Here is an 18,113-nt window from a genome sequence, read left to right as displayed (position 1 = left end):
TCGCTCCGCTCACGGACCGGAAAACGTGGGCGAAAAACCGGAATCGACCGCTCGCTTACGCGCCGTTCACGTCGAACTCGATGGCGGCACCCTGCCCGAACCCGACGCAGAGGGTGGCGAGGCCGCGGCCGCCGCCGCGCTTGCGGAGTTCGTGGATGAGCGTCACCGGGAGGCGTGCACCGGAGGCGCCGAGCGGGTGCCCGATGGCGATGGCGCCGCCGTTCACGTTGAAGATGTCCTCGTCGATACCGAGCTCTTCGCGAGCGTACACCGTCTGGGACGCGAACGCCTCGTTCAGCTCCACGAGGTCGTAGTCGTCGATGTCTCGACCGTTGCGTTCGAGGAGGCCGCGCGTGGCGGGGACGGGACCGATACCCATCACGGTCGGGTCGACGCCCGCGACGTTGTTCGCGCCGACCTCGGCGAGAATCTCGAGGTCGTGCTCCTCCGCGAACTCCTTGCTCGTGACCAGCGTCGCGGCGGCGCCGTCACTGATCTGACTGGAGTTCCCCGCGGTGACGTCCTCCATGAACACCGTCGGGAGACCCTGCAGCGTCTCGAAGTCCGTGCCCGGTCGGATGCCCTCGTCCTTCGTGACCTCGCCGTCGGGCGTCTCGATGGGCACGATCTCGTCGTCGAAGCGACCTTCCTCGGTCGCGGCGGCAGCGCGCTGCTGGCTCTGGGCCGCGTAGCGGTCCTGGGCCTCTCGCGAGACGTCGTACTCGCGAGCGACCTTCTCCGCGGTCATCCCCATCTGGAGCTCGATCATGTTGTACATGTCCTGGAAGTCAGGGTGGAAGCTCCGGCCGTCCATCCCGCCCTCCATGGGGACGTTCGTCATGTGCTCGAACCCGCCCGCGATGACGGCGTCGCGGTTCCCGGCGGCGACGGCGTCGCTCGCGGAGATGACGGACTGCATCGAGGACGCACACCAGCGGTTGATCGTGGTCGCGGGCACGCTCTCACCGAGGTCGCTCATGAGCGCGATGACGCGCGCCACGTTGTTGTCCTGATGTCCGCGCTGCTGGGCGCACCCCCACATGAGGTCGTCGACGTCCTCGCCGTCGAGGTCGTTCTCGTCGAGGATCTTGTTGATGAGCGGGACCGAGAGGTCCTCGCCGCGGATCTCCGAGTAGACGCCGTCCTTCTTCCCCTGCGGTGTTCGGTACGCAGCCGCGATGACGGGTGTCTGTGGTTCCATGCGGGTACAGTGGGACCCCTTCGCCATAAAACACTGCAGAACTCCGAACGCCGGAGTCCGCAGTTTACGCGCCCGACACGGGAGAGCGGATAGCAAAAAGCGTTTACCCCCACACGGATTCTCCGAGAACAATGACCGACGAGTCCTCGGAGCCCTCCGATTCCGACGAGGACCCCACGCGAGGCGAGCGCGACCCGCCCGACGACGCCGACGGAGTCGACCGGCCCGACCGCGACGAGCAGCCGGAGCGAGACGCCACTGCCGGCGACGACTCGGGCGACGACGAACCGCACGCCGAAGACAGCGCACCCGACCACGACGCAACAGCAGGCGACACGCCCGCCCACGACCAAACAGCAGGCGGGAGGACCGACGACGCACAGGCGGACGAGGCCGGGTTCGAGTTCGGGGGCGCCGTCGAACCCGAGCCGGACGCGGCCGCGTCGACGGACGACGGCGACGAATCGACCTCTGAGGTTGCCGCTGCCAACGAATCCGTGCGCGACGACGAGCACGAGCCCGAGGACGCGGGGTTGTTGGCGGCGGCGAACCGGCGGACGCCGTTCCCGGACACGTCGATGACCGTGCTGGCGTCGCTCGTCGCGATGACGGTCGCTGGGTTCGTGCTGCGGTTCGTGAACCTCGGTGCGCGCGTCGCCCACCAGGACGAGGGCCGGGTCGGGTACTGGATCATCCGCTACCTCGAATCCGGCGTCTGGGAGTACCGTGCCATCGTCCACGGCCCGTTCCTCTTCCACGTGAACAAGTACGTGTTCGGGTTCCTCGGGCCCTCGGACTTCACGTCCCGGCTCGTCGTCGCCGTCATCGGCGCGCTCCTCCCGCTGACGGCGTGGTTGTTCCGCGAACACCTCCGGGACAGCGAGGTCGTCGCGCTCGGCTTCCTCTTGACGCTGAACCCCGTGCTCGTGTACTACTCGCGGTTCATGCGGAACGACGTCCCGCTCGCCGCGTTCATGCTGCTCGCCACCGGGCTCGCGGTCCGGTACTACGACACGCGCCGGTACCGGTACGTGTACGGGAGCGTCGGCGCGTTCGCGCTCGGGATGACGACGAAGGAGAACGGGCTCCTGTACGCGGCGTGCTGGCTCGGCGCGGCCGCACTCCTGCTCGACCACCGGCTGTTCGTCGCGAGCCAGGGCGACGCCGACCGTGGGCCGTTCCGGACCGCGGTCGCGTACGTCCGCTGGCTCCTCCCCGTGCGCGTCAAACGTCTGCCAGCGGCCGTCCAGGGTGCGTGGAACCCCGACCGGGGGACGCCCGACGACGACGCCAGCAGTCCCGGCCGGACGAGCCCGTGGAACTGGGTCGCGGTGAACTGGACCGCGGCCGTGGTCGCCGTCACCGCCGTCCTCGAGTTCCTCGCCGTCATCGTGTTCTTCTACGCGCCCCGCGGCGGCGGCTACATGAAGGTCGGCGGCGGCGGGCCACCGGACGTCCGCGAGGACACCACCGGCGAGATGGGACTGTACTCGTCGCTCGACGGCTTGCTCGCGGGCGACACCACGGAGTTCCGGCTCGTCGTCGAGGAGTCACTCGTCGGGAGCTGGCAGGAGTTCACGCGCATCTGGGGCGGCCACGAGCACTCCTACACCGCGTTCCTCAAGCACTACGTCGAGGTGATGATCGCGGGCGCACTCGTCGTGTCCGCGTTCGCGGTCGTCGGATTCCTCGTCGACCGGTACGGCGACGGCGGCCCGCGCGACCTCGTCGCGCTCGCGAGCTACTGGGGGTTCGTGAGCGTCCTCGGGTACCCGATCGCGACCGACATCAAGGCCGGGTGGGCGACCGCGCACGCCATCGTCCCACTCGCCATCCCGGCCGCGGTCGGGCTCGCGATCGTCATCCGGTGGGGCGTGCAGTCGTTCACGCTCGATGACGGCGTCGGCGTCGCGCTCGCGGTCGTCCTCCTGCTGTCGGTCGTCGGCTGGATGGGGTTCGCCGTCACCGACCAGGTGTACGTGAACTCACAGGCGCCGGACAACAAGATCATCCAGTACGCGCAGCCGTCGACGGACGCGAAACCGACGCTCGACCGCGTGCGCGAACTCGGCATGGAGCGGGGTGGTGCGGGCGACGTGGACGTCCTCTTCTGGGGTGACAAGTTCGCAATCGCGGACGAGAGCGGCCTCGCGCAGCCGCCGGCGCCGGGCCCGTACTACGACCGGCGGGTCTGGATGTGGTACATGGAGATGTACCAGTACGACGCGAACCAGACCGGCGAGCACTTCGTGTACAGCGACACGGACGACAGCCAGGTCCTCAACGAGACGCGGCCGCCGGTCGTCGTGGCGCTCGGCCAGAACGAGGGCGCGAAGGTTCCGAAGGACGGCGGCGAGGAACTCCACGAGTGGCTCGTCGAGAACGGCTACGAGCGCGTGGTCCACCAGCGGTACGGGGACGACCCGGACGGCGACTACTCGCGCCCCATCCTGTTCTACGTCCGCGAGAACCCCGAGGAGTCGACGGACGACCCGCCGCTCGACCCGTCGCCGGGGCCGATAGAGAACGTGAACGCGACGACGTCGATCGACGTCGACTCGACGGCCGTCACGCCCGTCGCTGCGTCCCTGCCGGCGCGCTCACCCGTCACGACCGACCTGACGGCGGTTTCGCCCGTCGAGTCTCCCGTGATGGCGGCGCCGTCGGCGCGTTCGAGCGGGTCGACGCCGCGAGCGACGGCAACGCGACGGCCGCTTCGACGGTCTTAAACGCGCTCCGCTCGTACGTCGCGGGGAATGAGCAACGCGGCGCTCTCGGTCGTCGAACTGTTGTTGACGGCGCACGTCTACAACGAGGAACGGTCGCTGGACGAGAACGACTTGCCGCCGCGGTACCGGCGTGTCTTCTATAGCGACGGGGAGGTCAAACGCCCCGTGTCGGTGACGAACGCGACGGCGCGCGCCGCCGCGAGCACGGACCACCCCTGGGACGCCATCTCGGGGTTGATGTTCACGGAGCGCGACGAGTTCTCGGGCTCCATCTCGCTCGCGGACACGGCGATGGCCGTCGAGTGGTACGCCGAGAACGCGGACGCCGAGCGCGTCCACACGAACCCCGTCCTGGCGTACGCGTACGGCGCGGACGGGTCGTTCGACGTGGACGCGTTCGCGGACGTCGACTACGAGTCCGCACGGGAGGCGAACCGCCCTATCCAGGCCGACCGCGTCTGGATCGACTCGTTGCTCGACGAGTACTTCGACTCGGACGACGAGGACGAGGAGGACATGCTCGACCTCGTGGACATCCGTGCGCCCGAGGAGATCGATATGACCCTGGACGACCTCGTCCTCACGCAAGAGCAGGAGGACGAGATCCAGAAGATCGTGAAGGCCATCGAGCATCGGGATTACCTCGCGAGGATCGGACTGCGCGAGATCGGGAAGTTGCTGTTCGTCGGGCCGCCGGGGACGGGGAAGACGAGTACCGCGCGGGGGCTCGCGCACTCGCTGGACCTGCCGTTCGTCGAGGTGAAGCTCTCGATGATCACGAGCCAGTACCTCGGTGAGACGGCGAAGAACGTCGAGAAGACGTTCGAGGTCGCCAAGCGGTTGTCGCCGTGTATCCTGTTCATGGACGAGTTCGACTTCGTCGCGAAGACGCGCGGCGGGGACGAGCACGCCGCCATCAAGCGTGCGGTGAACACGCTCCTGAAGAGCATCGACGACATGTCGCTCATCGACGACGACGTCCTCCTCATCGGAGCGACGAACCACCCGGACGACCTGGATTCGGCGGCGTGGCGGCGGTTCGACGAGATCGTGAACTTCCCGAAGCCAGACCGCGGGATGCGTTCGGACATCCTCCGACTCATCACGCACGCGATGGACATCGACGAGTTCGAGCCGGACGCCATCGCGGACATCACCGAGGGACTGACCGGGAGCGACCTCCGGCTCGTGATGCGCGAAGCCGTGTTGTCGGCGCTCACGGAGGAGCGGACGACGCTCACCCAGCAGGACCTCGTGGACGCGGTCGAGGAGTTCGAGGAGCGCGACAACCTGAAGAACCTCGACATGATGGACGGCGACGGCGACGCGCTCATCGCGGGCGGGACGCCGGGCGCGACCGACGGCGGCCACGACCACGACCACGACGACCACGCGCACGACCACGGCGACGACGACTGAGCGCTTCGTACTGGACGACGACTGTCGCCTCGGCGCGAGCGGGCGACCCGGGACGCGACGACTTTTCCGGCCGCGTCGTGTAGGGGGAGGCGATGCAGGTGACGTTGCTCGGGACGGGTGATACGACGGGGACGCCGACGCCGGGATGCGAGTGCGAGACGTGCCGGGAGGCGGTCGAGCGCGGCGTCGAGCGCACGCGGTTCTCGGTGCACGTCCACAATCCCCGTACTGGAGAGTCGTTGCTCGTGGACGCGAGCCCGGACTTCCGGTATCAGTTCCTGAAGAACGACGTCGACCTTCCGGACGCGGCGGTCATCTCGCACGTCCACTTCGACCACCTGGACGGCCTCGGGAACGCGTACCGCTTGCTCGACAGTCTGGACGTGTACGCGGCCGACGAGACGGACCCGAAGACCGGCGAGAGCGTCGCTGGGACGGTCGCCCGGAAGTACGACTACCTCGACACGGTCACCGCGTACCCGACCGCGCCGTTCGAGACGGTGGAGACGTGCGGGTTCGAGGTGACGCTCGTCCCCGTCGACCACCCGCCGCTCGTGTGTTACGGGCTCGTCGTCGAGGACCCCGAGACCGGTGCGAAGCTCTCGCTCTCCGGCGACACGAGCTACGGCATCCCCCAGGAGTCGCTCGACGCGCTCGCCGACCCCGACCTCCTGCTCGCGGACGGAATCGTGCCGTCGTCGCTCTGCGAACACCACCCGCTCGGCGGGAAACACGAGGCCTCCGACGGCACGTACCGGACGTTCGGCACGAAGCACATGACGCGAGAGGGCGCGCTCGCGCTCGCCGACGACCTCGACGCGACCGAGACCCGTATCGTGCACGCCGCGCACTTCTACCCCGCCGACGAGGCGTTCGAAGAACCCATCGCGGTCGACGGCGAGACGTACGAGCTCTGAGCGTCAGTCCTCTTGCCGGCCGACGTACCAGTGATACCCGACGACGCTCAGGACGATCGCGCCGAGTGCGACGAACGCAACCGCGAGGTACTCGAGTCCTCGCACGAACCCACCGCTGTTCACGCCGTGGTCGCTGTCCGAGTCGCCGTCAGCTCCGTCCTTCGAGTCGCCGCCGAAGACGTCACCGACGATGTTCCCGCCGCCGGAGCCGCCGTCGATGTCCTCGAATCTCGTCGCGTTCTTCAGGTAGGCGTCGCAGCGCTCCTGCTGGGTCGCGTTGAACGCCGCGTCCCCGTGAATGTTCACGGCGCCTTCGGCGTCCTGGTCGGCGATCGTGGGGCCGCCCGCCTCGTCACCGTACTGGACGCGCTCCACGTCGTAGACGAGCCACGGCGTGTACACCTCCCAGACGACCTCGCCGTCGGGCGCGACCTCCAGCACGCGGTTGTTGCTGGAGTCGCCGACGAGCGTGTTCCCGTTCGGGAGGCGGTCGGCGTCCCGCGGCCACGACAGCGACGACGCGTTCCCGACGCGCCACGTCCGCTGCCAGTCGCCGTCGCGGCGTGCGTACTCGACGATGCGGTTGTTCTCCGAGTCCGCGACGAGCACCGTCGACGTGTCGTTCTCGCTCTCGTAGTACACGGGATTGTGCTGTTTTCGCATCACCTCGCCGCTGTTCGGTTCGCCGAGCTCCCAGACGACGTCGCCGCTCGTGCGGTTCACGAGGATGGTCATGTCGAAGTTCCGCGGGCTCGCGAGGTAGTGCGTCTCGTTGATGGCGTCGACGTCGTTCACGTGCGTCCAGTCCTCGCTGTAGTTCCCGCCGATGTCCGCCTCCCGGCTGTAGTGGTCGCGGAACTGCCACTGCCACGTGATCTCGTCGGTCGTCCGGTTGTAGACAAGCAACCGGTCGCGGTTCCCGGAGACGTTCGCGGTGGCGCGCATGTTCGCGACGAGTATCTCGGTGTCGCTGAGGAGGTCGGCGTCGTGCGTGTCCTGGAACGGCGCGGTCTCGCTCCAGACGGTCTCGCCCGTCTCCGGGTCGAGTTTGTAGAACACCGTCCGCCCGGGCTTTTCCTTCCCGCGGTACTTCGTGGCGGTGACGAACAGCGTCCCGTCGTCGACGGGGTCGACGTCGTACGACCACGTCGTGCCCTCGCGATGATGCACCCACTCGATCTGTCCGCGCGGGCCGAGTGCGACGAGGCGTGCTTTGCGCTTCCCGCCGTCGTCGCCGAACCGCATCCCCTGGACGCTGACGACGGTGAGGCCGTTCGCGGCGCGCTCCATCGTGCCGACGCAGGGGTTCGCGTCGCCGGGCGTGACCGACGTCGTCGACGCTTCGGTCCCGGCGGACGCGGTGAGGACGACTGGTGCGGCGACGCAGAGACAACACAACACGACGAGGACGGAGCGACGACGCATACACCAATCCGGTTACCGGCACTCGGTATCAGTCTTGTCCCACGCATCGAACGCACCGGGCGTCCCGGCCGCTGGTTCGCTCCGCGTTCTCCTTTCCGGGCGCATCAGTCGTCGCAATCCCCGGATTCGGGCTCCGTCTCCTCTAGCGTGTCGGGGTGGCGAGACGTGCTCACGCGGTCCGGAAGGCTAAAGTCGTACTTGGGGAATCCTGTGGTATGGACGAGGAGGAGCGACCGTCACGGGATGGGGACGGTCACGGGGAGACGACGGCCCGGCGGACGTTCGATTGGGCGGAGACGAAGCCGTCGTCCGCGGTCGTCGAGGTCGTTTCGAGCGCACTGGGAGCGGCGGCGACGGACGTCGAACCGCTCTACACTGCCGTCGACCCGGATGCGCTCGACAAGCTCGTCTCGGACCCGGACGGTAGACGTGATTGTACGGCCGTCGTCGTCTCGTTCACGTTCGCTGACCGACACGTGACCGTCGAGGGGACGGGGACGGTCGTCGCCGAACCCGTGAACGTCGGGTGACCGGCTCTTCGATTCCTCGCTGGGTCGCGTGACCGACTCTTCGATTCCTCGCTGAATCGCGTATCCCTCGCTGGGCCGCGTGACCGACTCTTCGACCCTTCGATGGGTCGCGTGACCGATTCCTGTTCGCGACGAACAGCCGCTAGAGGACGCTCTGAGCGGGTCGTCACGGCCTGGCACGCGTGACCACGGTTCCGATACGATTTTCCGCGGGCCAGTCGAACCGTCGGGCAAGAATGCTCAGCCGGCAGTACGTACGCGAGAACCCCGACGAGGTCAGAGACGCCGTCGAACGGAAGGGCGTCACGGACGTGGACGTGGACGAGATCCTCGAGATCGACGCGGAGTGGCGCGAGCTGAAGGCGGAGGGCGACGACCTCCGGCATCAGCGCAACGAGGTCAGTCGCTCCATCGGCCAGCTCAAGCAGGAGGGCAAGGACGAGGAGGCCGAGGAGGCCATCGAGCGCTCGCAGGCGCTGAAGGACGAACTGGAGGCGGTCGAGGAGCGCGCGGACGAGCTCGAGGCGGAGCTCCACGAGCGATTGCTCGAGGTGCCGAACGTCCCTCACGAGAGCGTGCACACGGGCGCGGACGAGTCGGACAACGAGACCCGGTACCGGTGGGGGTTCGAGGACCTCCGTGACCTCCCCGACGAGGTCGTGCCGCATTACGACCTCGGCGAGGACCTGGACGTCCTCGACTTCGAGCGCGGCGCGAAGGTCACGGGTGGCGGGTTCCAGTTCGTCAAAGGTGACGGGGCGCGCCTCGAGATGGCGCTCGTGCAGTTCATGCTCGACGTCCACCGCGAGCAGGAGTACACCGACGTCCTCCCCCCGGTGCCGGTGAACTCGGCGTCGATGCGCGGCACGGGCCAGCTCCCGAAGTTCGACGAGGACGCGTACCGCGTCGGCGCGCGCCAGGACGACGAGTACGACGACGACGACCTCTGGCTGCTCCCGACCGCGGAGGTCCCGGTGACGAACATGCACCGCGACGAGATCCTGCTCGACGACGACCTCCCGCTGAAGTACCAGGCGTACTCGCCGAACTTCCGGCGCGAGGCCGGCGAGCACGGTACCGAGACGCGGGGGTACGTGCGCGTCCACCAGTTCAACAAGGTCGAGCTCGTGAACTTCGTGCGGCCCGAAGAGTCCTACGAGCGCCTCGAAGGCCTGCTCGACGAGGCGACCGAGGTCCTCGAACGACTCGGCCTCCCCTACCGCGTGCTCGACATGTGCACGGGCGACATGGGGTTCACGCAGGCGAAGAAGTACGACGTCGAGGTGTGGGCGCCCGGCGACGACATGGACGACGGCCCCGAGGAGGGCGGCCGCTGGCTCGAGGTCTCCTCGGTGTCGAACTTCGAGGACTTCCAGGCACGACGTGCGGGCATCCAGTACCGCCCCGAGCGCCACGAATCGGCCGAGTACCTCCACACGCTGAACGGGTCGGGCGTCGCGCTGCCGCGCGTGATGGTCGCCATCCTCGAGTACTACCAGAACGACGACGGCACCGTCGAGGTCCCCGAACCGCTCCGCGAGTACATGGGCGGCCAGGAGGTCATCGAGGGGCACAGTCCCGTCGGCGAGAGCGCGCTCGGCGCCGGCGACCGCGAATAAGGTCGCATTCGCGGCCGACTGATTCCCGCCCTTTCCGTCGACGGGATGATTCACCGAGACGACGTCCGGGGATGGTCGGAGGGTCGGACAGAGGGGGGGAGCCTGCGGCGTATACGGACAAGAGATTTGGTGGAGAGGTACACTCGAAGTCACATGTCCCCGACTATATCTCGGAGAGCGGTCGTACTCGCGGTGATACTTGTTGGTGGCCTCGCGCTCGTCCTCGCTGGTGGCGGCTTTCTGACCGAGACGAACGTAACGGTCCACGCGACGTTGGTGGAAGCCCCCGAAAATACGTCCCCGAAGTACACCTTAGCGGAACTCGGTGACGACAATCCAGTGGAGGTCGCGAGCGAAAGAGCGCTGGCACAGAACGGTTCAGGCTCGGTGAACACGACTGGTAGTCGTTTACAGGAGGAGGGAATTCCCCAGGAGACGTTCTTCGTCGGGCATCGCGACCAGTGGATTCGAATAACATTCCGGTCTAAGTGAAGAAAAGGTCTGGAGGGAAGCGGGCAACTCGTATCCTGACGTACCGATTCTACCCGTTATGTTCCGGATGTTCCCGTGAAGACGACGGTCGGGGACGCGACGCTTGGAAGTGAGCGCCACGGTAGCAGTATCCCGTCCGACTGCTATCTCACCGCGTGTAGGTGTCGAGGGCGACGATGCGGTCGGCGAGGACGTCGAAGCAGTCGACGAACCGGACGAGGACGTCGCCTGATTCGCGGACGACGGTGCCGCGTGCGAGGACGGTCTCGGCTTCGTCGCCCGCGGTCGGCGTCCACTCGCCCGTCGCGTCCGCGCCGTCGGTCGCGGTCGGGCGACCCGGTCCGTCGCGTTCGAGTCGAGCGCCGTGCGAGCGGTCCTCGCCCGGTGGTTCGACGAACACGCCGTCGAGGTCGTGCGTGGTGTCGCTGTGCGGTCGCGACTCGGTCATGAACGAGAGGAACGCGTCGCGGCCGTCGAACGTGCGGTCGGGGCGGCGCTGCGTGAACCCGGGTGCGAGTACGTCCCGGAGGTCGTCGTAGCGCGCGTCGTCGAGGCACGCGTAGTACGTGCGGACCGTCGCCTCGGCGTCCATGTTCCAGTGGTTCTCGCCCTGGATTGAAAAGCGCTCGGTGCGCGGACCGCAGGCGGGCGTCGGGCATCGCGGGACGAGCAGCCGCGGCGGTGGACCGCGACCACGGTGGTGGGCCGCGACCGCGGCGGCGTCTCAGTCGAACACGAGGGCGTCGGGGTCGAGTAGTTCGCCGACCTGGCGCGCGGACTCGTGGGGGCGCTGGGCGTCCTCGTGGTACTCGTCGGCGACGCCGTCCTTGCCTTCGACGCGGTGTTCGGCGGCGCTCGCAAACCACGCGGCGGCCTGCCGGAAGTCGTCGCTCGCGTCGCGAGCGGTCGTCGCGGCGTCGTGGACGCGCTCGCTCTCGGCGAACCGGCGCGCGGAGTCGAACGCGCCGCCGGCGGAGTCGAAGTACGCGACCGCTTCCTCGAACGCGGCGACGGCGTCCAGCCAGTTCTCGCGGTCGTACGCGCCGAGGGCGTTCTCGAACTCCGAGCGTCCGTACGTGTAGTGCTGGTAGCCGCGGCCGTAGCGTTCGGCGGCGGTGCGGTCGTCCTGGACGGCGTCGATGGCGTTCCGGACGGCGTCGAGGTCCGGTTGGGTCATCGGGTCGTCGGTACTCCAGGCGTACGCGACGCGGCCGCGGTCGTCGACGACGAACAGCGCGCGCTTCGGGACGCGCAGGTGTCCGTCGAGTTCCTCGTGGAGGACGCCGTACTCCTCGGCGACCTCGCCGATGGAGTCCGTCAGCAGCGGGAACTCGAGCGCGTTCTGTTCGGCGAACGCGCGGTGGCTGTGCACGGAGTCGCCCGATATCCCGAGGATGGTGACGTCGTCCATGAGCGTCAGGAGGTCGATGTCCCGGAGACTGCAGAGTTCGTCGGTGCAACCGGGGCTGAAGTCCATCGGGTAGAACGCGACGACGACGACGTCCTCGCCGACGTAGTCGTCGAGCGCGAACTCGTCGATCTCGCCGTCGTGGTAGCCGGGGAGCGCGAACGCGGGTGCCTCGGTTCCCTCCGTGAGCATTACCGCGGCGTACGCGCGGCCCGTACTTAGGCCTCGTGCCCACCGAACCAGGGGGGGGGTCGTCGCGGCGGCGCGTGCCGTCGTCGCGGTCGAGTCCGGTTGGTGAAATCGAGTTCAGGGAACGCCTTTGTCCCATCCGGTCGAAGCGTGTGGTATGGCAACGAGCGACGACGGCGACGGGTTCGTGCGGGCGACCAGTCTCGCCGACCTCGAGGACGCGGGCCGGGAGCTGTTCACGGCGCGAGGCACCGCCATCGCGCTGTTCCACCACGAGGGCGAGGTGCGCGCGGTCGACAACCGCTGTCCGCACATGGGCTTTCCACTATCCGATGGGAGCGTCGAGGACGGCGTGCTGACGTGTCACTGGCATCACGCGCGCTTCGAGCTGTCCTGTGGCGATACGTTCGACCCGTGGGCGGACGACGTCGCGACGTACCCCGTGGAGGTCCGCGACGGCGACGTCTACGTGCAGCCGAATCCGCCGCGTGACCGCGACCCGGCGGCGCATTGGCGCGACCGCCTCGACACCGGCCTCCGGGAGAACCTCCGGCTCGTCGTGGCGAAGAGCGCGGTCGGCCTCGACGACGCGGGCGTCGACCCGGTCGACGTCGCCGAGCGCGGCGTCGCGTTCGGGACGCGCTACCGCGAGGACGGCTGGAGTAGCGGACTCACGATCCTCGCCGCGTTGACGAACGCGCTCGACGTGCTCGACGGCGACGACCGGAAGCGCGCGACGTACACGGGCCTCCGGCACGTCGCGAGCGACTGCGCGGGCGAGCCCCCTCGCTTCGACCAGCCCGCGTTCGACGTCGACGACGTCTCCGCGGACCGCCTCGCGGAGTGGTTCCGCGAGACCGTCGAGGTCCGCGACAGCGACGGCGCCGAGCGCGTCCTCAGGACGGCGGTCGAGACCGCTTCGCGCGAGGACGTGGAGGCGATGCTGTACGCGGCCGCCACCGACCACGCGTACCTCGACGCCGGACACTCCTTCGACATGACGAACAAGGCCGTCGAGACGCTCGACCACCTCGGCTGGCCGAGCACGACCGACGCCGTCCGCCAGGAGGACGACGCGGCGGACGCGGCGGACGTCCTCGCGAGCCTCGTGACGCGCTTCACGGACGCGGACCGCGCGGAGGAGGGCTCGGAGTGGCGCCAGCCCGAGGACCTGGCGGCGATGCGCGAGAGCTTCGAGGCGGCCCTTCCGACGCTCGCCGCGGGCGAGCGCGACCCGGACTGGCGGCCGCCGTCGGGCTTCCAGGACGCGCTGCTGGGCGACGACCCGCACGACGTCGTCGACGCCCTCCGGGACGCCATCCGCGACGGGGCGACGGTCGGAGCGCTCGCGCACGAGGTGGCGACCGCCGCCGCCACCAGGGTGGCGCGGTTCGGGACGACGAACGAGTTCGGCGACTGGAACACCGTGCATCACACGTTCACGTACGCGAACGCCGTCCAGCAGGCCGCGAGCCGCGTCGAACCCACCGAACTCTACCGCGGCGTGCTCGACGGCGCGTTCAGCGTGTACCTCGACCGGTTCCTGAACAGCCCGCCCGCACCGGTTCCGAACCCGGCGGACGGCGACGCCGGCGAACTCGGGACCGTCGAGACGCACCGCGAGAGGCTCCTGGACGCGTTCGACCGCGAAGGTGCGGTGAACGACGCCGGCCGCGAGGCCGCCGCGCTGCTCGCGGTCGCCGACGACCCGCGCGAACTCTGGTCGACGCTCGGCGGCGCGCTCCTCCGCGAGGACGCCGGCTTCCACACGCTCCAGGCGTACGAGGCCGCACACGCGCAGTTCCACGCGGCGCGCGACCGAGCGAGCGACGGCCCCGAGGGGCTGCCGAGCGAACGCGAACGCACCGCCGCGGTCGCGGCCGCGCGCTACCTCGCCGCGCACACCCCGACGAGGCGCGAAGCCGAGCAGACGTTCACCATCGCCAGCCGCCTCCTCAGGGGCGAGAGCATCCACGAGGACTGACCGACTCCACTCGGCCGCGACGCACCGGGGATCGGCCCGGAAACCGCCGCGGGGGAATCTACTTGCCGCGGGCTGTCGAAGTCGAGGTATGGCGATGGAACGCGTGAATCCGGCGACGGGCGAGCACATCGAGACCGTCGACGCGCACACGGACGCGGAGGTCGACGAACTGCTCGGGGCCGCTCACGAGCGCTACCTCTCGTGGCGCGAGGTCCCGATGCACGAGCGCTGCGAGCTCATGGCGAACGCGGCGGACGTCCTCCGCGAGAACCAGGAGGAGTACGCCCAACTCATGACCGAGGAGATGGGGAAACCCATCACGGGGGCTCGGAGCGAGGTCGAGAAGTGCGCGTGGGTGTGCGAGCACTACGCCGAGCACGCCCAAGCATATCTGCAGGACGAGACGCTCCCGAGTCCGCCGGAGGCGGAGGCGAAGGTCGTCCACGAACCCCTCGGCGTGGTGATGGCGGTGATGCCGTGGAACTACCCGTTCTGGCAGGTATTCCGGTTCGCCGCGCCGAACCTCGTCGCGGGGAACGTCGGCGTCCTGAAGCACGCGTCGAACGTCCCCGGGTGCGCGAAGGCCATCGCGGAGGTGTTCCGCGAGGCCGGGTTCCCGCAGGCGTGCTTCCAGACGCTCCTCGTGTCGGGGTCGAAGGCGAACGAGGTCATCGAGGACGAGCGCGTTCGTGCGGTGACGCTCACGGGGAGCGAGCCCGCGGGGCGCGCGGTCGCCGAGACCGCCGGCCGGGAGCTGAAGAAGACGGTGCTCGAACTCGGTGGCGCGGATCCGTTCATCGTGCTCGACGACGCGGACGTGGAGGCGGCGGTGACGCGTGGCGTGACCGCGCGCCTCCTGAACTCCGGGCAGTCCTGTATCGCGGCGAAGCGCTTCGTCGTCCACGACGCAGTCTACGACGAGTTCATCGAGCGGTTCGTCGCGGAGATGGAGGCGCAGACCGTCGGCGACCCGACCGACGAGGCGACGGACGTCGGCCCGCAGGCGCGCGAGGACCTCATGGCGGAACTCCACGACCAGGTCGAGCGCTCCGTGCGGGACGGTGCGACCGTCGAGTGCGGCGGCGAACCCCTCGACCGCGAGGGCTACTTCTATCCGCCGACGGTGCTGACGGACGTCCCGCCGGACGCGGCCGCGGCGTGCGAGGAGACGTTCGGTCCCGTCGCGGCCGTCTTCCGCGTCGACAGCGAACAGGACGCCATCGACCTCGCGAACGACTCGACGCTCGGGCTCGGCGCGAGCGTCTGGACCGAAGACCTCGAACGCGGCGAGCGCATCGCTCGCGAGATAGAGGCCGGGTGTACGTTCGTGAACGAACTCACGAAGAGCGACCCGCGCGTCCCCTTCGGCGGCATCAAGGACTCCGGGTACGGGCGCGAGCTCGCCCAGCACGGCATCAAGGAGTTCCTGAACGAGAAGACCGTGTGGGTCCAGGACGCCCAGGACTGACCGCGTTCGACGCCCGGGCAACCACCGGCGCGACCCGATAGGTCGAACGCAAGACACTTTCTGTGGCGGCGCGAACCGCCGCGCATGCCCCCCAGCCCTCCACCGACGAGCGACGCCTCGTCGCGGGCGACGGCACGGTGGCGCGACCGCGCCATCTCGCGTCGTGACGCCCTCGCTGCGACCGGAAGCGCCGCCGTCGCCGCGCTCGCCGGCTGTCTCGGCACCGATGCGTCGGCCGCGACCGTGAACGCGGCGCCCTGGCCGATGCAGGGCTACGACGCCGGCCGGACGAACCACCGCGCGGACGCGAAGCCACCCCGTAGCGACCTCGCGGTCGCGTGGCGGGGCGACCTCCCCGAGCGGTGGCCGTCGACCCGCCAGCCGGTCGCGTACGACGACCTCGTCGTCGTCCCGAACGACGGCGTCGTCGGACTCGACCGCGAGGACGGCAGCGAGCGGTTCGCGCTCCACCCTACCGAACGCGGGCTGGCTGTCGCGGCCGCCGACGGCTACCGGACGCCGACGCTCGTCACCGGCAGCACCAGCACCGTCCTCGGCCTCGACGCGACCGGCGGCGTCGATACCGGCGTCGGGAAGCGCGTCGCGGAACGCTGGCAGGTGGGCGGCGACGACGACGGCCCGTTCCCGGGCGGACTGCTCGGCGGCGACGACGTACTCGCGGGGACGACGCCCGTGGCCGCCGACGGCGTCGTCTACCACGCGAGCCCCGACGCTGCGGTGGTCGCGCGCGACGCGGCGAGCGGCCGGGAGCGCTGGCGGCACGTCGGCGAACGCGGTGGCGGGTTCTTCGCGGTCGGCGAGCACGTCTACGTCGCGACGTTCGGCGAGTCCGTTCGCGCGCTCGACCCCGCGGACGGACGCGTCGTCTGGACGCACCGCGAGCGCGACGGCGACCCGAACCGCTGGACGGGCGTCTCGGCGGCTGACGGTGACGTGTTCGTGAACGACGGGCGCGGGGTCACGGCGCTCGACGCGACCGACGGCGGGCGCGTGCGCTGGCGGTCCGGCGACGGCGAGCGAACGGACGTCAGGACGGACTACGGCGTGCCGACCGTCGTCGACGACCGCGTGCTCCTCTCGGGGTTCGACGCGGTGTACGGCTTCGACCGGGAGACGGGCGAGCGCGTCTGGAAGCGCGCGCTCGACCCGACCGACCCGCGGCACGTCGCGGCCGCGGGCGACCTCGCGTTCGTCCCGACCGAGGGCGATGGACTGGTCGCGCTGCACGCTGCGACCGGCCGCACGGCGTGGGAGTTCGCCCCGCCGGACGCGTGGGAGGTCGGCCCGCCGGTCGTCGCCGACGGTCGCCTCTACGCCGTCGCCGGCAACGCGCTCGTCTGCCTGGAGGGGTCGCGATGACGGTCACGGAGGCGGTCCGCGAGCAGCACGAGCGCGACGGTCGAGGTGGACGGGACGCGGCCGACGACCGCGGCGACGGCGACCGTGGCGGTGGCGGGGACGAGCCCCGCGGGCCGGACCCGTCGAAGCCGGTGCGGCGCGCGTTCGGCGTCGTCTCGCGACGACCGGTACTCCTGTTCGCGTTCGCGCTCGCGGCTGTCGTGGTGGCGGCCGCGGACGTCGCGCGCATCCTCGACCCGGTCGGGAACGCGACCCCGAACGTCATCGGGGGCGGCCTGTCGTTCTCGTTCCTCGCGTACCCGACCGGGACGCGCGTCACGATGGTCACGCCTGGTTCGCTCGTCGGCCTCCAGCCGTGGTGGCTGCTGGCGACGGTCGTCCTCGGCGCTATCGGGCCGCTCGCGGCGGGCGTGGCGACGACGTGGACGGTCGCGCGGGCGGCGAACCGCGAGGTGACCGTCGAGCGCGCGCTCGCGACGACCACGTACGTCGTCGCGGTCGCGGCCGCCTGGCACGCCTCGGTCTGGCTCCTCGAGGTGTTCCCGGCGGCGGTCGCACCGCTCCTCCTCGTCGGCCTCTGGCTGTCCGCGCGCCTGTTCCCGGCGCCCGCGCTCGCCGCGCTCGACCTCTCGCCGCTCGACGCGGCGAGCGAGGCGTACGCGCTCACTCGCGGTCGAGCGTTCGGCTGCTTCCTGTCCGTGCTCGGCGCCGGGACGCTCGGAAGCCTCCTCGCGGACCTCGGGACCGTCGCCGCTATCTCGCAGAGCGACCCGAAGTTCGCGCTCGGAACCGTCCTGAGTTACACGTTCGCGGGCGCCATCGGCGCGGTCGCAGCGACAATTTACGCCGTCGAGGCGCGCGAAGAACGCGAACAGTGGCGTGCGGCACGCGAGGAACGCCAACAGGGACGAGCCGGCAGCGAGGACGAGCGGCGAAACGGAAACTGACTTGGCCGCGCCGCCGCGAGGACCGAGCATGACAGACTCCGACGCCGGCGCGACCGACGTCGACGGTGACGGGAGCGCGATGGACGCCTCGACTGCACTCGCCGGGGCGCGCGGGAAGCTCGCGCTCGCCGCGGTGTTCCTCGTCGCCATCGTCGCCGCCGAACTCACGGACGTCAGCGCGCCCGCGGTCGGCCTCGACACGGCGTTCGACGTGCAGGCCGCCATCGTCGGGACGTTCATCGTCCTCTTCGGGGGCGCACAGATCAGTCACGCGACGGACGTCGCCGGAAGTGCGGACGACGGCACCGCCAGCCAGTTGCAGCGCGGCGGCGCGGTCATCGTGCTCGGCGGGCTCGTCGTGCTCGCGGTCGCCTTCCTCTGACCCCGTGGCGCGTGGCACTGGCA

15 protein-coding genes are annotated in these 18,113 nt (G+C 69.7%); 11 read left to right on the top strand and 4 right to left on the bottom strand.

Annotated features, from left to right (window positions below):
- Window positions 1–55 precede the first annotated feature (55 nt).
- Complete coding sequence (locus ACZ48X_RS14650; protein WP_336349003.1) at window positions 56–1,201, bottom strand: thiolase family protein; 1,146 nt, start codon at window positions 1,199–1,201, stop codon at window positions 56–58.
- 131 nt (window positions 1,202–1,332) lie between these two features.
- Here ACZ48X_RS14650 and ACZ48X_RS14645 point away from each other — a divergent pair, with 131 nt between their 5' ends.
- The 3 genes from ACZ48X_RS14645 to ACZ48X_RS14635 all read left to right on the top strand — a co-directional run bounded on the left by ACZ48X_RS14645 (window position 1,333) and on the right by ACZ48X_RS14635 (window position 6,266).
- Complete coding sequence (locus tag ACZ48X_RS14645; protein ID WP_336349004.1) at window positions 1,333–3,930, top strand: flippase activity-associated protein Agl23; 2,598 nt, start codon at window positions 1,333–1,335, stop codon at window positions 3,928–3,930.
- A gap of 27 nt (window positions 3,931–3,957) precedes the next feature.
- Window positions 3,958–5,349 carry an ATP-binding protein gene (locus ACZ48X_RS14640; protein ID WP_336349005.1) on the top strand — a complete coding sequence of 464 codons (1,392 nt, stop codon included), beginning with the start codon at window positions 3,958–3,960 and terminating at the stop codon, window positions 5,347–5,349.
- A 92-nt stretch (window positions 5,350–5,441) separates the two neighbouring features.
- Window positions 5,442–6,266, top strand: coding sequence for an MBL fold metallo-hydrolase (locus tag ACZ48X_RS14635; protein WP_336349006.1), 825 nt, complete (start codon window positions 5,442–5,444; stop codon window positions 6,264–6,266).
- 3 nt (window positions 6,267–6,269) lie between these two features.
- Here ACZ48X_RS14635 and ACZ48X_RS14630 read toward each other — a convergent pair whose 3' ends face one another.
- A complete protein-coding gene (locus tag ACZ48X_RS14630) occupies window positions 6,270–7,691 on the bottom strand; it encodes an arylsulfotransferase family protein (RefSeq protein ID WP_336349007.1) in 1,422 nt (473 codons plus the stop codon).
- A gap of 215 nt (window positions 7,692–7,906) precedes the next feature.
- On the opposite strand from ACZ48X_RS14630, the gene ACZ48X_RS14625 reads away from it, so the two are divergent.
- The 3 genes from ACZ48X_RS14625 (at window position 7,907) to ACZ48X_RS14615 (ending at window position 10,332) form a co-directional block, all read left to right on the top strand.
- Window positions 7,907–8,221: a HalOD1 output domain-containing protein gene (locus tag ACZ48X_RS14625; protein WP_336349008.1), complete on the top strand. Its 315-nt coding sequence runs from the start codon at window positions 7,907–7,909 to the stop codon at window positions 8,219–8,221.
- Window positions 8,222–8,457: 236 nt separating this feature from the next.
- On the top strand, window positions 8,458–9,840 hold the full coding sequence (serS, locus tag ACZ48X_RS14620) for a serine--tRNA ligase (RefSeq protein WP_336349009.1): 1,383 nt from the start codon (window positions 8,458–8,460) through the stop codon (window positions 9,838–9,840).
- A gap of 153 nt (window positions 9,841–9,993) precedes the next feature.
- Window positions 9,994–10,332, top strand: coding sequence for a hypothetical protein (locus ACZ48X_RS14615; RefSeq protein ID WP_336349010.1), 339 nt, complete (start codon window positions 9,994–9,996; stop codon window positions 10,330–10,332).
- 148 nt (window positions 10,333–10,480) lie between these two features.
- Here ACZ48X_RS14615 and ACZ48X_RS14610 read toward each other — a convergent pair whose 3' ends face one another.
- Both ACZ48X_RS14610 and ACZ48X_RS14605 read right to left on the bottom strand, forming a co-directional pair.
- Window positions 10,481–10,924 (bottom strand): nuclear transport factor 2 family protein, encoded by a 444-nt coding sequence (locus tag ACZ48X_RS14610; RefSeq protein ID WP_336349011.1) that lies wholly within the window; start codon window positions 10,922–10,924, stop codon window positions 10,481–10,483.
- Between the two features lie 132 nt (window positions 10,925–11,056).
- A complete protein-coding gene (locus tag ACZ48X_RS14605; protein ID WP_336349012.1) occupies window positions 11,057–11,932 on the bottom strand; it encodes a redoxin domain-containing protein in 876 nt (291 codons plus the stop codon).
- A gap of 154 nt (window positions 11,933–12,086) precedes the next feature.
- Between ACZ48X_RS14605 and ACZ48X_RS14600 the strand changes: the two genes are divergently transcribed.
- From ACZ48X_RS14600 to ACZ48X_RS14580, 5 genes are all read left to right on the top strand, one after another.
- Window positions 12,087–13,913, top strand: a complete 1,827-nt coding sequence (locus ACZ48X_RS14600; protein WP_336349013.1) for a Rieske 2Fe-2S domain-containing protein — start codon at window positions 12,087–12,089, stop codon at window positions 13,911–13,913.
- 94 nt (window positions 13,914–14,007) lie between these two features.
- Entirely contained in the window at window positions 14,008–15,381 is a 1,374-nt protein-coding gene (locus ACZ48X_RS14595; RefSeq protein WP_336349660.1) for an NAD-dependent succinate-semialdehyde dehydrogenase, read from the top strand.
- 84 nt (window positions 15,382–15,465) lie between these two features.
- A complete protein-coding gene (locus ACZ48X_RS14590) occupies window positions 15,466–16,761 on the top strand; it encodes a PQQ-binding-like beta-propeller repeat protein (RefSeq protein ID WP_336349014.1) in 1,296 nt (431 codons plus the stop codon).
- Window positions 16,758–17,708: a hypothetical protein gene (locus tag ACZ48X_RS14585; protein WP_336349015.1), complete on the top strand. Its 951-nt coding sequence runs from the start codon at window positions 16,758–16,760 to the stop codon at window positions 17,706–17,708. Before ACZ48X_RS14590 ends, ACZ48X_RS14585 begins: the two co-directional genes overlap by 4 nt.
- Window positions 17,709–17,736: 28 nt before the next feature.
- Window positions 17,737–18,090, top strand: coding sequence for a hypothetical protein (locus ACZ48X_RS14580; RefSeq protein WP_336349016.1), 354 nt, complete (start codon window positions 17,737–17,739; stop codon window positions 18,088–18,090).
- Window positions 18,091–18,113 lie beyond the last annotated feature (23 nt).

Source organism: Halorubellus litoreus, from assembly GCF_055378595.1.
The sequence above is the reverse complement of the archived record's forward strand: the minus strand, read 5'-3'. Positions and strand labels throughout refer to the sequence as shown.

Bases quoted from the DNA above. Each gene is read 5' to 3' on its own strand.
- ACZ48X_RS14595 (WP_336349660.1), top strand. From the start codon at position 14,008: ATGGAACGCGTGAATCCGGCGACGGGCGAGCACATCGAGACCGTCGAC.
- ACZ48X_RS14625 (WP_336349008.1), top strand. From the start codon at position 7,907: ATGGACGAGGAGGAGCGACCGTCACGGGATGGGGACGGTCACGGGGAG.
- ACZ48X_RS14580 (WP_336349016.1), top strand. From the start codon at position 17,737: ATGACAGACTCCGACGCCGGCGCGACCGACGTCGACGGTGACGGGAGC.
- ACZ48X_RS14640 (WP_336349005.1), top strand. From the start codon at position 3,958: ATGAGCAACGCGGCGCTCTCGGTCGTCGAACTGTTGTTGACGGCGCAC.
- ACZ48X_RS14600 (WP_336349013.1), top strand. From the start codon at position 12,087: ATGGCAACGAGCGACGACGGCGACGGGTTCGTGCGGGCGACCAGTCTC.
- ACZ48X_RS14590 (WP_336349014.1), top strand. From the start codon at position 15,466: ATGCCCCCCAGCCCTCCACCGACGAGCGACGCCTCGTCGCGGGCGACG.
- ACZ48X_RS14605 (WP_336349012.1), bottom strand. From the start codon at position 11,932: ATGCTCACGGAGGGAACCGAGGCACCCGCGTTCGCGCTCCCCGGCTAC.
- serS (WP_336349009.1), top strand. From the start codon at position 8,458: ATGCTCAGCCGGCAGTACGTACGCGAGAACCCCGACGAGGTCAGAGAC.
- ACZ48X_RS14630 (WP_336349007.1), bottom strand. From the start codon at position 7,691: ATGCGTCGTCGCTCCGTCCTCGTCGTGTTGTGTTGTCTCTGCGTCGCC.
- ACZ48X_RS14610 (WP_336349011.1), bottom strand. From the start codon at position 10,924: ATGGACGCCGAGGCGACGGTCCGCACGTACTACGCGTGCCTCGACGAC.
- ACZ48X_RS14585 (WP_336349015.1), top strand. From the start codon at position 16,758: ATGACGGTCACGGAGGCGGTCCGCGAGCAGCACGAGCGCGACGGTCGA.
- ACZ48X_RS14650 (WP_336349003.1), bottom strand. From the start codon at position 1,201: ATGGAACCACAGACACCCGTCATCGCGGCTGCGTACCGAACACCGCAG.
- ACZ48X_RS14645 (WP_336349004.1), top strand. From the start codon at position 1,333: ATGACCGACGAGTCCTCGGAGCCCTCCGATTCCGACGAGGACCCCACG.
- ACZ48X_RS14635 (WP_336349006.1), top strand. From the start codon at position 5,442: ATGCAGGTGACGTTGCTCGGGACGGGTGATACGACGGGGACGCCGACG.
- ACZ48X_RS14615 (WP_336349010.1), top strand. From the start codon at position 9,994: ATGTCCCCGACTATATCTCGGAGAGCGGTCGTACTCGCGGTGATACTT.